The sequence below is a fragment of the Streptomyces sp. NPDC088915 genome, assembly GCF_044749825.1.
GTDB lineage: Bacteria > Actinomycetota > Actinomycetes > Streptomycetales > Streptomycetaceae > Streptomyces.
In genome coordinates, this window is record NZ_JBIVIR010000013.1 from 127201 (window position 1) to 139840 (window position 12640).

The 12640-nt window shown below is 73.8% G+C and carries 13 protein-coding genes; 2 read left to right on the top strand and 11 right to left on the bottom strand.

All coding sequences use genetic code 11. The features are described from left to right. Positions 1–4 precede the first annotated feature (4 nt). From ACIP5O_RS23490 to ACIP5O_RS23510, 5 genes are all read right to left on the bottom strand, one after another. Positions 5–2551: a DUF4118 domain-containing protein gene (locus tag ACIP5O_RS23490; RefSeq protein WP_401296372.1), complete on the bottom strand. Its 2547-nt coding sequence runs from the start codon at positions 2549–2551 to the stop codon at positions 5–7. Positions 2552–2686: 135 nt separating this feature from the next. After that, positions 2687–3415, bottom strand: a complete 729-nt coding sequence (locus tag ACIP5O_RS23495) for an ABC transporter ATP-binding protein (RefSeq protein WP_401296374.1) — start codon at positions 3413–3415, stop codon at positions 2687–2689. A 216-nt stretch (positions 3416–3631) separates the two neighbouring features. Further along, entirely contained in the window at positions 3632–4390 is a 759-nt protein-coding gene (locus tag ACIP5O_RS23500; protein ID WP_356549220.1) for a DUF3710 domain-containing protein, read from the bottom strand. 1 nt (position 4391) lies between these two features. Beyond that, a complete protein-coding gene (dut, locus tag ACIP5O_RS23505) occupies positions 4392–4904 on the bottom strand; it encodes a dUTP diphosphatase (protein WP_365551614.1) in 513 nt (170 codons plus the stop codon). Beyond that, positions 4904–5488 carry a PaaI family thioesterase gene (locus tag ACIP5O_RS23510; protein ID WP_356549218.1) on the bottom strand — a complete coding sequence of 195 codons (585 nt, stop codon included), beginning with the start codon at positions 5486–5488 and terminating at the stop codon, positions 4904–4906. The genes dut and ACIP5O_RS23510 overlap by 1 nt, the downstream gene beginning before the upstream one ends. Positions 5489–5546: 58 nt before the next feature. Between ACIP5O_RS23510 and ACIP5O_RS23515 the strand changes: the two genes are divergently transcribed. Then, positions 5547–6071 (top strand): DUF3093 domain-containing protein, encoded by a 525-nt coding sequence (locus ACIP5O_RS23515; RefSeq protein ID WP_401296377.1) that lies wholly within the window; start codon positions 5547–5549, stop codon positions 6069–6071. Positions 6072–6130: 59 nt separating this feature from the next. On the opposite strand, the gene ACIP5O_RS23520 is transcribed toward ACIP5O_RS23515, so the two are convergent. From ACIP5O_RS23520 to ACIP5O_RS23535, 4 genes are all read right to left on the bottom strand, one after another. Next, a complete protein-coding gene (locus tag ACIP5O_RS23520; protein WP_401296379.1) occupies positions 6131–7168 on the bottom strand; it encodes a hypothetical protein in 1038 nt (345 codons plus the stop codon). A gap of 12 nt (positions 7169–7180) precedes the next feature. Next, positions 7181–7477 (bottom strand): DUF4193 domain-containing protein, encoded by a 297-nt coding sequence (locus tag ACIP5O_RS23525; protein WP_003955561.1) that lies wholly within the window; start codon positions 7475–7477, stop codon positions 7181–7183. Between the two features lie 395 nt (positions 7478–7872). Continuing rightward, positions 7873–9111: a sensor histidine kinase gene (locus ACIP5O_RS23530; RefSeq protein WP_401296381.1), complete on the bottom strand. Its 1239-nt coding sequence runs from the start codon at positions 9109–9111 to the stop codon at positions 7873–7875. A 5-nt stretch (positions 9112–9116) separates the two neighbouring features. Beyond that, positions 9117–9770 (bottom strand): response regulator transcription factor, encoded by a 654-nt coding sequence (locus tag ACIP5O_RS23535; protein ID WP_030211224.1) that lies wholly within the window; start codon positions 9768–9770, stop codon positions 9117–9119. Between the two features lie 360 nt (positions 9771–10130). On the opposite strand from ACIP5O_RS23535, the gene ACIP5O_RS23540 reads away from it, so the two are divergent. Then, positions 10131–10307 carry a hypothetical protein gene (locus ACIP5O_RS23540; protein ID WP_185893510.1) on the top strand — a complete coding sequence of 59 codons (177 nt, stop codon included), beginning with the start codon at positions 10131–10133 and terminating at the stop codon, positions 10305–10307. Between the two features lie 116 nt (positions 10308–10423). Here ACIP5O_RS23540 and ACIP5O_RS23545 read toward each other — a convergent pair whose 3' ends face one another. Together ACIP5O_RS23545 and ACIP5O_RS23550 are read right to left on the bottom strand one after the other, a co-directional pair. Beyond that, on the bottom strand, positions 10424–11233 hold the full coding sequence (locus tag ACIP5O_RS23545; protein ID WP_356549213.1) for an inositol monophosphatase family protein: 810 nt from the start codon (positions 11231–11233) through the stop codon (positions 10424–10426). Positions 11234–11403: 170 nt separating this feature from the next. Then, complete coding sequence (locus tag ACIP5O_RS23550; RefSeq protein ID WP_401296384.1) at positions 11404–12531, bottom strand: ferrochelatase; 1128 nt, start codon at positions 12529–12531, stop codon at positions 11404–11406. Positions 12532–12640 lie beyond the last annotated feature (109 nt).

Here is a 12640-nt window from a genome sequence, read left to right on the forward strand (position 1 = left end):
CGGCTCAGGTCACCGCGTGGGCCGGCAGGTCGGCGACCGGTGCCGGGGGCGCGCCCCGCGCGGCCCGCAGGGTGAGGACCATGGTGAGGCCGCCGCCCGGGGTGTCCTCGGCGCCGAGGGTGCCGCCCATCGCCTCGACGAAGCCGCGGGCCACGGCGAGGCCGAGGCCGACGCCGGAGCCGCGCGGGGCGTCGCCGAAGCGCTGGAAGGGCTCGAAGATGCCGTCCTTGGCCTCGTCGGGGACGCCGGGGCCGCGGTCCACGACCCGCAGTTCGACCCGGTCCCCCAGGGCGCTGGCGGCGACGGCGACGGGCACGCCCCCGGGGCTGTACTTCACGGCGTTCTCCACGATGTTGGCGACGGCCCGTTCCAGGAGGCCCTTGTCGACCTCGACCATGGGCAGCGTCTCGGGTATGTCGAGCTCGGCGCTGCCGTCCGGCACTCCCCCGAGGGCCATGGGGACGACCTCGTCGAGGTCGACGATCCGCATGAGGGGGGCGACGGTGCCGGTCCGCAGGCGGGACATGTCGAGGAGGTTGCCGACGAGGTGGTCGAGGCGGTCGGCCCCGGCCTCGATGCCCTCCAGGAACTCGGCCCGGTCCTGCTCGGACCACTCGACGTCGTCGGAGCGGAGGGAGGAGACCGATGCCTTGATGCTCGCGAGCGGGGTCCGCAGGTCGTGGCTGACGGCGGCGAGCAGGGAGGTGCGGATCTTGTTGCCCTCGGCCAGCTTCCGGGCCTCCTCCGCCTCGCCGACGAGCCGCTGCCGGTCGAGGACGACGGCGGCCTGGGCGGCGAAGGCGCCGAGGACGCGCCGGTCCTCGGCGGGCAGCACCCGGCCGGACAGGGCGAGCGCCAGGCGGTCCCCGACCGGCATGTCGGCGTCCGCCTCCTCCGGCCGGGCCGCCGGGTGGGGGCCGACGCTCGCGACGGGCGTCCACGGCTCGACCTCGTCCTCGCGCTCCAGGAGGGCGACCGACTCCATGGAGAAGGTCTCGCGGACCCGTTCGAGGAGGGCGTCCAGGCTGGTCTCGCCGCGCAGCACGCTGCCCGCGAGGTAGGAGAGCACCTCGGACTCCGCGCGCAGCCGGGCGGCCTGGTGGGTGCGGCGGGCGGCCAGGTCGACCACCGAGGCGACCGACATCGCGACGCCGAGGAAGACGGCGAGGGCGACGATGTTCTTGGGGTCGGCGATGGTCAGCCGGTGGACGGGCGGGGTGAAGAACCAGTTGAGGAGGAGCGAGCCGGCGGCGGCCGAGGCGAGCGCCGGCAGGAACCCGCCGAGCAGCGCGGCGGCCACCGTCAGGGCGAGGAAGAGCAGCATGTCGTTGGCGAGGCCGAGGTCGGCGTCGACGTGGGTGAGGAGCAGGGCGAGGCAGGCGGGCCCCGCGACGCCGACCGTCCAGGCGGCGAGGATCCGGGAGCGGCCGAGGCGGGCGCCGCGCGCGACCGGCAGGCCGCGCCCCTTGGCGACCTCGCCGTGGGTGACGATGTGGACGTCCAGGTCGGGCCCGGATTCGCGGGCGACGGTCTGCCCGACGCCGGGGCCGAGGACGTACTGCCAGGTCCGGCGGCGGCTGGAGCCGAGGACGATCTGGGTGGCGTTGACGCCGCGGGCGAACTCCAGGAGCGCGGTGGGGACGTCGTCGCCGATGACGTGGTGGAACGTTCCGCCGAGGTCCTCGACGAGGGTGCGCTGGACGGCCAGCTCCTTCGGGGAGGCCGCGGTGAGCCCGTCGCTGCGGGCGATGTAGACGGCGAGGACCTCGCCGCCGGCGCCCTTCTCGGCGAGGCGGGTGGCCCGGCGTATGAGGGTGCGGCCCTCGGGTCCGCCGGTCAGGCCGACGACGATGCGCTCCCGGGCCTGCCAGGTGGAGCGGATGTTGTGCTCGCCCCGGTACTTGCGGAGGTACTCGTCGACCCGGTCGGCGGTCCAGAGCAGCGCCAGTTCGCGCAGGGCGGTGAGGTTGCCGGGGCGGAAGTAGTTGGAGAGGGCCGCGTCGACCTTGTCCGAGGTGTAGACGTTGCCGTGGGCCATCCGGCGCCGCAGCGCCTCCGGGCTCATGTCGACCAGTTCGATCTGGTCCGCCCGGCGCACGACCTCGTCGGGGACGGTCTCCCGCTGGCGCACGCCCGTGATCGCCTCGACGACGTCGCCGAGCGACTCCAGGTGCTGGATGTTGACGGTGGAGACGACGTCGATGCCGGCCGCGAGCAGTTCGGCGACGTCCTGCCAGCGCTTGGGGTTGCGGGAGCCGGGCGCGTTCGTGTGGGCGAGCTCGTCGACGAGGGCGACCGCGGGGCGGCGGGCCAGGACCGCGTCGACGTCCATCTCGGTGAGGGCGGCCCCCCGGTGCTCCAGGGTGCGGCGCGGGACCTGCTCCAGGCCGCGCAGCACCGTCTCCGTGCGCGGCCGTCCGTGGTGCTCGACGAACGCGACCACGCAGTCCGTGCCGCGCTCCACCCGGCGGTGGCCCTCGGAGAGCATCGCGTAGGTCTTGCCGACGCCCGGCGCAGCGCCGAGGTAGATGCGTAGCTTGCCGCGTCCCATGGATCGACCATACGTCCAGCCGATCGGGTGTCCCGCACGCGGAGAACGGCCGCGGGCGGTATTGACGTGATCCTGATGCCCGCCCGCGTCCGGGGTCTGCCCGGCCCTGATCCGCCGGACGGGTCCCGGGTGTCCTCAGGCCTCCAGGATCTCGCCGTCGCGCAGCTCCAGGACCCGGTCCGCCAGGCTCAGGAGCTGGGGGTCGTGGGTGGCGACCAGGGCCGTGCAGCCCTCGCTGCGGACCACGGCCCGCAGCAGCTGCATGACGGCGAGGCCGGTCTCCGCGTCGAGCTGGCCGGTCGGCTCGTCGGCTATGAGCAGGGCCGGCTTGTTGGCGAGGGCGCGGGCGATGGCCACGCGCTGCTGCTGGCCGCCGGAGAGCTCGCCGGGCCGCTGGGCCGCGTGGTCGGCGAGGCCCACCAGTCCGAGCAGCAGGGCCACCCGCTCCTCGCGCTCCTTCGGGTCCGCCCTGCGCAGCCGCAGGGGCACGCCCACGTTCTCCGCGGCGGAGAGGATCGGGAGGAGGCCGAAGGACTGGAAGATGAAGCCGATCCGGTCGCGGCGCAGCTCCAGGAGGCCGCTCTCGCCGAGCGTGGAGAGGTCGGTGCCGTCGATGACGATCCGGCCGCCGTCGGCGGTGTCGAGGCCGCCCACGAGGTTGAGCAGCGTCGTCTTGCCGGAGCCGGAGCGGCCCTTGAGGGCGACGAGCTCGCCGCGCGGGATGTCGAAGGAGACGCCGCGCAGGGCGTGGACCGCGGCCTCGCCCGTGCCGTACGAGCGGCGCAGGTCCTCGACGCGGATCATGGGCGGGTCCGCCGGCTCCTCGACGACGGCCGTCGCGGACCCCGTGCTGCTCTCGCTCACCCTGCGCTCCCCCTCTTCGAACGTGTGCGCTCGCCAGTATGGTCCGGCGCGGGTCCGGAGGACCAGGGGCGGGGTCGCGGCCTGTGGAAAACCGGGAGGGCCGCCGGGGAGCCGGGGGCCGCCGGGAGGAGGGACCGGAAAGGCCGGTGGGCCGTTCCCGTACGCGAGGTACGGGAACGGCCCACCGGCCTTTCCGTGAGTTTCCGGCCCCGCGGTTCAGCGGATCTCGGAGATCTCCGGGCCGCGCTGGAGCTGGCCCATGCCGCCGGAGAAGCGGGAGTTCTCCTGCTCCTCCTGCTGCACGCCGTCCGGCACCATCTGCGCGTCGTTCGGCAGCTTGAGGACGATCGGGTCGCGCGGGGCCATCGGGCCCTCGCCGCGGACGACCACGGTGTCGCGGACGATCTGCTCCAGGAGCCCGGCCGCCTCGGGCTGGACCGCGCCCTGGCCGGAGATCACTCCGCGCAGGAACCAGCGGGGCCCGTCGACGCCCACGAAGCGCACGAGCTGCACGCCCCGGTTGCCGTCCGGCAGCTGCACGGGGACCTGCGCGCGCAGCTCCCAGCCCAGCGGCCCCTCGACCTCGTCGATGACACCGCCCTGCTGGACGATGCCCGTGGCGATCTCGTCACGGACCTCGCCCCAGATGCCCTCGTTCTTGGGGGCGGCGAAGGCCTGGAGCTGTACGGCGCTGTCGCGCAGCACGACGGTGGCCGCGACGATCGCGTCGCCCGCCACCTCGACCCGCAGCTCCATGCCCTCGACGCCGGGTACGAAGATCCCGCCGAGGTCCACGCGGCCCTCGTCGGGCTTGGTGACCTCGGAGATGTCCCAGGGCCCGTCGGGCCGGGGCGCGGGCGGGAGGTTCACCCGACGCGGCCGGGCCGCGTCCTCGTCCTCCACCGCGTCGACGACCTGCTCGGCCTCGCCCGCCGCGTCCTCGGCGGCACCGCTCTTCTTGCGACGTCCGAACACGTCACTGTCCTTCCCGGTCGGATACGACCGAAGCGTATCGATTCCCACCCGTTGTGCCGTCCACGGCGGCGTGGCCGCCGGTGGACCCGAAGCCCCCCTCGGCCCGCGCCGAACCGGGAAGTTCCGCCACCTCGTGGAAGCGCACCTTCTCGACCTGCTGGACGACGAGTTGGGCAATCCGGTCGAATCGTTCGAACCGCACGCTCTCGTGCGGGTCGAGATTGACCACGATCACCTTGATCTCTCCACGGTACCCGGCATCCACCGTCCCCGGGGCATTCACGAGCGCCACTCCGCAGCGGGCCGCGAGACCGGAGCGCGGGTGCACGAAGGCGGCGTACCCGTCGGGGAGGGCCAGGGAGACGCCGGTGGGCAGGACGGCGCGCTCGCCGGGGGCCAGTACGGCGGCCTCCGTGGTCACGAGGTCGGCGCCGGCGTCGCCGGGGTGCCCGTAGGCCGGGATGGGGACCTCGGGGTCCACACGCCGGATCAGTACGTCGACGGGGTTGCGCATCAGGGGTTCACCTCGAAGGCGCGGGCGCGCCTGAGCTGGTCGGGGTCGGACATGGCCGCCCGGATCTCCTCCGGGCGCCCGTTGTCGATGAAGTGGTCGACCTTGACCTCGACGAAGAGGGCGTCGGCGCGGACGGCGACGGGGCCTTCCGGCCCGCCGATCCGGCCGACGGCGGTCGAGTAGAGCTTGCGGCCGTGCACGGCGGTGACGGCGGCCTCCAGGTGGAGCACGGTGCCGACCGGCACGGGCCGCAGGAAGTCGGTCTCCAGGCGTCCGGTCACGGCGATGACCCGCAGCAGCCAGTTGAGGGAGCCGAGGGTCTCGTCGAGCGCGGTGGCGAGGACGCCGCCGTGCGCGAGGCCGGGGGCGCCCTGGTGGTCGGCGGTCACCGTGAACTCGGCGGTGACGGTCACGCCCTCGCCCGCCCGCGCCTCCAGGTGGAGGCCGTGGGGCTGTCCGCCGCCGCACCCGAAACAGTGCCCGTAGTGCGAGCCGAGCAGCTCGCCGGGGGCCGGTGCGTCGGGGTGGCGTACCGGCGGTATGGCGTCGGCCGGCGGGGTGAGGGCGGCAGATGTTGCAGTCACAGGCGCAGACCTTACCCGCGCGGACGGACGCGGGTCGCGCCGTGCCAAGCTTGGACGCATGCAGCCTTCCGTACCGTCCCCGGCCCCCTCCCCCGAGTCCTCCGCCGAGCCCTCCGCCGCCCCGGCCGCGCCGCGCTTCGACGAGCGGCTGACGGCGCCCGGCTCCTGGTGGGTGATCGCGGGCCTGCTGGGCCTGTCCGGCGGTCTGATCATGTTCCCGTTCGGGACGGTCCCGATGCTGGGCGGTCTGATCGTGGCGGCGGTGCTCGCCGGGGTCGCGGTCTCCTCGTACGGCTCCGCCCGGATCCGGGTGGTGGCCGGTTCGCTGGTGGCGGGCGACGCGCGGATCCCGGTCTCCGCCCTGGGGGCGGCCGAGGTGCTCGACGCGGAGGAGGCGCGCGCCTGGCGCACGTACAAGGCGGATACGCGCGCCTTCATGCTGATGCGCGGCTACGTGCCGCGGGCGGTGCGGATCGAGGTGACGGACCCGGCGGACCCGACGCCGTACGTGTACCTGTCCAGCCGCGAGCCGGAGGCGCTGGTCGCCGCGGTCGAGTCCGCACGGACGGGCGCCGGGGACTGACGGCGGCGGGGTGCCGGGCGGCCGGGAACGGCCGCCGGGCCCGTGAAGCCGGACACCCCCTAGAAGCCCAGTTCCTCGGGGTTCTCGGGCTGGTCCAGCAGGGGCAGCTCCGGGAGGGCGCTCCAGGGCACCTGGCGCTCGCGCAGGTCCTTGCGGATGTGCGCGGCGAGCTTCTTGGTGTCGCGGCGGTTCATGACGGCGCCGACGGCGGCGCCCACCATGAACGGCATGAGGTTCGGCAGGTTGCGCACCATGCGCTTCATGATCTGCTGGCGCAGTTCGCGCTTGAGCTGTCCGCCGAGCGCCGCGTTGACGGTGGTGGGCTTGGTGGGGTCGATGCCCCGCTCCTCGGCCCAGGAGGCCAGATAGGCCGCCGAGCGCTGGGTGAGCCGGCCGGGGGGACGCAGCCCGTACACCTCGTGCAGTTCGGCGACGAGCTTGAGCTCCACGGCGGCGACGCCGGTGATCTCGGCCGCCAGCTCGGCGGGCAGGGCCGGGGGTACGGGGAGCATGGCGGCGACGCCGATGCCCGCGCCCACGGTCGAGGACGCGTTCGCCGCGCCGGTGACGAGCTTGTCGGCGATCTCCTCGGGGCCGAGCCCGGGGAAGTGCCTGCGGAGGGTCGCCAGGTCGCGGACGGGGATCCGGGGGGCGAGGTCGATCAGCCGGTCGGCCAGATGGCCGATGCCCGCTTTCGCGCCGTCTCCGCCGCGCTTGACGCCCTGGGCGACGCCGCGCCGGACGGCGTCGACGCGACCGGAGTCGATCTTCATCTTGTCGAGCCGGCTGCGCGCCGGGTCGGCGAGCCGTCTGACGGCGCCGAGGCGCCCGGCCCGTCGTGCTTCGACGGGCGACCCGTCGTCCTGCCCCGTGCCCCGCTCCGCGGGAAGGGGTGCCTCCTCCGGCGCGGTGGCCGCTTCGAGCGAGGCCGGTAGGCCCCGCTCGTCGTCACGTGCGCCGAGGGAGGGCAGGGAGGCGGTGGGCTCGGCGTCGGGGGCCTCCTGGGCGCCCCCTGCCGGGCCTTGTCCGCCCTTGTCCGTCCGCGGGCTCCCGAAGAGCCGCGGACGCCGCTTCCGGGACGGTGTGTCGCCTGCCACGGTCGAGCGTTCTCAGTCGCAGTCGCGGCAGATGGGCTGACCGTTCTTCTCCCGGGCCAGCTGGCTCCGGTGGTGCACGAGGAAGCAGCTCATGCACGTGAACTCGTCGGCCTGCTTGGGCAGGACCCGGACGGCCAGCTCCTCGTTCGAGAGGTCGGCGCCGGGAAGCTCCAGGCCTTCGGCGGCCTCGAACTCGTCGACGTCGACGGTCGAGGTCGACTTGTCGTTCCGGCGGGCCTTCAGTTCCTCAAGGCTGTCCGAGTCGACGTCGTCGTCGGTCTTGCGTGGGGTGTCGTAATCCGTTGCCATGTCGCTCTCCCCCTCTGGGTGGTTGCGGTGTCTCCAGCGCACGTAACGCGTGAGAGGTCGGACTTGTGCCCGACCTGAGGCGGAGATTTTGCCTCACATCAAGGTCTGTTACTCAATCGACACCCGTCGCGCCCTCTCACGAGTGATCGGCTTCGGGTGGCGAACCGGACCGTACACGGTCCGGCGGGCGTCCCTTGCAGGCGCCACCCCGTGTACTTCCCGTCATCGGGGGTCCCGAAAACCCGGACTTTTCCTGGTTTTCGGAGGGATTTCCCGGTCACGGAGAGTGGACGCCCGGGCACCCTCCCCTGTGATCGATCACACATGAGCGCCTCAGGGATGGGGGCGCGGAATTCCGCGCAAAGCGAACGGAACCGGTCGGCCCGTGCAGTGTGTCAGATCGGCAGAGTGACGCGCATCACGAGCCCGCCGCCCTCGCGGGGCTCCGCGATGATACGGCCGCCGTGGGCGCGGGCCACGGACCGGGCGATCGACAGGCCGAGGCCGACCCCCTTGTCGCTGCCGGTCCGCTCCTGCCGGAGCCGCCGGAACGGCTCGAAGAGGTTGTCGATCTCGTACGCGGGGACCACGGGTCCCGTGTTCGAGACGAGCAGCACCGCCTGGCCGTGCTCGACCTCGGTGGTGACCTCCACCCAGCCGCCCTCCGGCACGTTGTACCGCACGGCGTTCTGGAGCAGGTTCAGCGTGATCCGTTCGAGCAGGACGCCGTTGCCCTGGACGACGGCGGGCGCGCGCTCGCCGCGGATCTCCACGCCCCTGGCCTCGGCCTCGGCGTGCACCTGGTCGACGCCCCGCTCGGCGACCTCGGCGAGGTCGACGGCCTTGCGCTCGATGATCTGGTTGTCGCTCCGGGCGAGCAGCAGCAGGCCCTCGACGAGCTGCTCGCTGCGCTCGTTGGTGGCGAGCAGGGTCTTGCCGAGCTGTTGGAGCTCCACGGGCGCCCCGGGATCGGAGAGGTGCACCTCCAGGAGGGTGCGGTTGATCGCGAGCGGGGTCCGCAGCTCGTGCGAGGCGTTCGCGACGAACCGCTGCTGGGCGGTGAAGGCCCGCTCCAGGCGCTCCAGCATCTCGTCGAAGGTGTCGGCCAGCTCCTTGAGCTCGTCGTCCGGGCCGTCCAGCTCGATCCGCCGGGACAGGTCCGAACCGGCCACCTGGCGGGCGGTGCGGGTGATCCGGCCGAGCGGGGAGAGCACCCGCCCCGCCATGGCGTAGCCGAAGGCGAAGGCGATGATGCTCAGGCCGAGCAGGGCGAAGAGCGAGCGGCGCAGCAGGTCGTCCAGGGCCTGGTCGCCCTGGTGCCGCAGACAGAGCGTGACCGCGTCGTTGAGCTGGTCGCCGGTGCCCTTCGCGGGCAGCTGGCACCCGGAGGTGGTCGGCTGGACCGTGCCGTCGATCACCTTGAAGGGCAGCCGGGCCGCGCTGTCGCTGAGGGCCTGCGCGGTGAAGAGGTAGATGATCGAGAGCAGCAGGATGCCCGCGATCAGGAACATCCCGCCGTACAGCAGGGTGAGCCGTATCCGGATGGTCGGGCGCAGGAGCGGGCGGACGGGGTCCCTGGGGTCCCAGGTCGGCTTGGGGGGCGCCTGGGGGTGGGGCGCGGGAGTCGTGGCCATCGGGTTCAGATCCGGTACCCGGAGCCGGGCACGGTGACGATGACGGGGGGCTCCCCGAGCTTGCGGCGCAGGGTCATGACGGTGACGCGGACCACGTTGGTGAACGGGTCGGTGTTCTCGTCCCAGGCCTTCTCCAGGAGCTGCTCGGCCGAGACGACGGCGCCCTCGCTGCGCATGAGGACCTCCAGGACGGCGAACTCCTTCGGCGCGAGCTGGACCTCGCGGCCGTCGCGGAAGACCTCGCGGCGGTTCGGGTCGAGCTTGATGCCGGCGCGCTCCAGGACCGGCGGGAGCGGCACGGTCGTGCGGCGGCCGAGGGCCCGCACGCGCGCGGTGAGCTCGGTGAAGGCGAAGGGCTTGGGGAGGTAGTCGTCCGCGCCCAGCTCCAGGCCCTCCACGCGGTCGCTGACGTCGCCGGAGGCGGTGAGCATCAGGACGCGGGTGGGCATGCCCAGCTCGACGATCCGGCGGCAGACGTCGTCGCCGTGCACGAGGGGGAGGTCGCGGTCGAGGACGACGACGTCGTAGTCGTTGACCCCCACGCGCTCCAGGGCCGCCGCGCCGTCGTACACGACGTCGACGGCCATGGCCTCCCGGCGCAGTCCGGTGGCCACCGCATCGGCGAGCAGCTGCTCGTCCTCGACGACGAGTACGCGCACGTCGTACATCCTTCCCTTGAGCCGCGTCCCGGGGCGGGGAGCGGCCGAGACCTGAGCTGACTGTGGGTGTCCATCCTGCCCCGTACGCGCGTAAACCGGCTGTAAGGCGGCGGTGCGGGCCCGGGGGCCGGACGGCGCCCCGGCGACGTCCCGGGGAGGGGCACCGAGAATTCATCTGGTTCGCGGGCCAGTTGAGGTTTCTCTGAGGAAGGGGGTGGGGAGGACGACTGCACACCCCGCGATCACGCCCTGTATGTGGCACGCCACCCGACGCTCTCTGTCCCCCAGAGACCGCAGCGCGTGATCCGAACACCCTCGGCACACCCCCGTGCCACCTGACCCACGACGAGGGGGCGCACGATGGACGCTTTCACCGCAGGCCTGCTGCACCGCATCAGGACCACGCAGACGGACCTCACGCGGGCGCGTGAGACGGGAGACGACTACCTGGTGGAGGTGGAGCAGGCCGAGCTGGAGGACCTGCACCGCCTGGCCGCCGAGTACGGCGTGGAGGTGGCCGTACCGGGAGCGGCCTGACCCGGCCCGCCGCTGCCACCGCTCCCGCCGGTGGAGCCGTACACCCGCGCAGGGCCCCGGTGCCGTCCCGGCGCCGGGGCCCTCGTCCGTCCCCTCCCGGCCCGCCGGGACCGGGGTCAGTCGTGCCAGGCGCCCAGCTCCTCCAGGAGCTCCTGGAGGGGTGCGAAGAGGCCCGGGGAGGCCGCGACCGTCAGGTCGCCGGACTCCGGCTCCCCGGGGCGGCCGCCGGTCAGGGCGCCCGCCTCGCGGGCGATCAGCGCGCCCGCGGCGAGGTCCCAGGGGTTGAGGCCGCGCTCGTAGTAGGCGTCGAGGCGGCCCGCGGCGACGTCGCAGAGGTCGAGGGCGGCCGAGCCGCCGCGCCGGATGTCGCGGACGAGCGGGATCACCTGCCGGGCGACGTCGGCCTGGTGGGCGCGCCGGGTCTGCACGTAGGCGAAGCCGGTGCCGAGCAGGGCCTGGTCGAGCGCGGGCGAGGGGCGGACGGCGAGCCGCCGGTCCCCGGCGTACGCGCCGCGGCCGAGGACCGCGTGGTACGTCTCGCCGCGCAGCGGCGCCTCGACCACGCCGACGACGGTCTCGCCGTTCCGTTCGGCGGCGATCGAGACGCCCCAGGTGGGCAGGCCGTAGAGGTAGTTCACGGTGCCGTCGAGCGGGTCGATGACCCAGCGGACACCGCTGGTGCCGGGGCTGGCGGCGCCCTCCTCGCCGAGGAGGCCGTCCTGCGGGCGGTGCTCGGCGAGGAAGCCGGTGATCAGCTTCTCGGCGGCGATGTCCATCTCGGTGACCACGTCGATGGGGCTCGTCTTGGTCTTCGCCACGGTCAGGTCGTCGGGCCGGCCGTCGCGCAGCAGCGCTCCGGCCCGCCGGGCGGCCTCCAGGGCGAGGTCGTGCAGCTCGGTGAGGAGGGGGTCGGGAACCTCGGTCATGGGATCTCCTTGCGCGTACGGACGGGTCACGGGTCTCTCTTGCGCGTACGGGTGCGCGTACGGACCGGGTCGCGGGCTTCACGCGCGTACGTGCGGACGGGCCGCGGGCCGCACGCGCGCGTACGGCTTCGCCCGCGCGCCGGGGGCCCTGCGCGTACGGGCCCCGGTGCTCAGGCGTACGGGCTGTCGGCGCCGGCCGCCGCGGGCCGCTCCGTCCTGGCCGGGCAGCAGCCGATCGGGCACAGGTCGTGGGAGGGCCCGAGCGCGCCCAGGGCGCACCGTTCCACCCGGCTCCCCCGCTCCCCGGCGGCCCGCTCCAGGACGAGGTCGCGGACGGCGGCGGCGAAGCGCGGGTCGGAGCCGACGGTGGCCGAGCGCTGGACGGGCAGGCCGAGCTCGGCCGCCTTGGCCGTGGCCTCGGTGTCGAGGTCGTACAGGACCTCCATGTGGTCGGAGACGAAGCCGATCGGGACCATGACGGCCGCGGGCGCCCCGGCGCCGTGCAGCTCCTCCAGGTGGTCGCAGATGTCGGGCTCCAGCCACGGGACGTGGGGGGCGCCGCTGCGGGACTGGTAGACGAGCTTCCAGGGGTGGTCGGTGCCGGTCCGCTCGCGGACGGCGTCGGCGATCGTGCGCGCCACGTCGAGGTGCTGGCGCACGTAGGCCCCGCCCTCGCCGTGCCCGGTGGCCGGTCCCGAGGTGTCGGCGGCGGAGTCGGGGATGGAGTGGGTGGTGAAGGCGAGGTGGGCGCCGTCGCGGACGGCCGGGTCGAGGTCGGCGAGGGAGGCGAGGACGCCCTCGACCATGGGCTCGACGAAGCCGGGGTGGTTGAAGTAGTGCCGGAGCTTGTCGACCCGGGGCAGCGGGAGCCCCTCCGCCTCCAGGGTCGCGAGCGCGTCGGCGAGGTTCTCGCGGTACTGGCGGCAGCCGGAGTAGGAGGCGTACGCGCTGGTGGTGAGCACGGCGATGTGGCGCCGCCCGTCGGTGATCATCTCCCGGAGGGTGTCGGTGAGGTACGGCGCCCAGTTCCGGTTGCCCCAGTGGACCGGGAGGCCGAGTCCGGCCTCCGCGAAGTCCTTGCGCAGCGCGTCGAGGAGCGCGCGGTTCTGGTCGTTGATCGGGGAGACGCCGCCGAAGAGGAAGTAGTGCTGCCCCACCTCCTTGAGCCGTTCCTTCGGGATGCCGCGGCCGCGCGTCACGTTCTCCAGGAACGGGACCACGTCGTCCGGGCCCTCGGGACCGCCGAAGGAGAGCAGCAGCAGGGCGTCGTACGGGGCGGGATCGTGCTGATCGGACATGACACCGATCCTCCCACCCGTCCCCGGCGGCAGGGGCGCGGCCCGTCGGAAGGGGCGGGGCCCGTCGGAAGGAGCGGGGCCCGTCGGAAGGAGCGGGGCCCGTCGGAAG

Bases quoted from the DNA above. Each gene is read 5' to 3' on its own strand.
- ACIP5O_RS23490 (WP_401296372.1), bottom strand. From the start codon at position 2,551: ATGGGACGCGGCAAGCTACGCATCTACCTCGGCGCTGCGCCGGGCGTC.
- dut (WP_365551614.1), bottom strand. From the start codon at position 4,904: ATGCGCAACCCCGTCGACGTACTGATCCGGCGTGTGGACCCCGAGGTC.
- ACIP5O_RS23515 (WP_401296377.1), top strand. From the start codon at position 5,547: ATGCAGCCTTCCGTACCGTCCCCGGCCCCCTCCCCCGAGTCCTCCGCC.
- ACIP5O_RS23525 (WP_003955561.1), bottom strand. From the start codon at position 7,477: ATGGCAACGGATTACGACACCCCACGCAAGACCGACGACGACGTCGAC.
- ACIP5O_RS23530 (WP_401296381.1), bottom strand. From the start codon at position 9,111: ATGGCCACGACTCCCGCGCCCCACCCCCAGGCGCCCCCCAAGCCGACC.
- ACIP5O_RS23540 (WP_185893510.1), top strand. From the start codon at position 10,131: ATGGACGCTTTCACCGCAGGCCTGCTGCACCGCATCAGGACCACGCAG.
- ACIP5O_RS23545 (WP_356549213.1), bottom strand. From the start codon at position 11,233: ATGACCGAGGTTCCCGACCCCCTCCTCACCGAGCTGCACGACCTCGCC.
- ACIP5O_RS23550 (WP_401296384.1), bottom strand. From the start codon at position 12,531: ATGTCCGATCAGCACGATCCCGCCCCGTACGACGCCCTGCTGCTGCTC.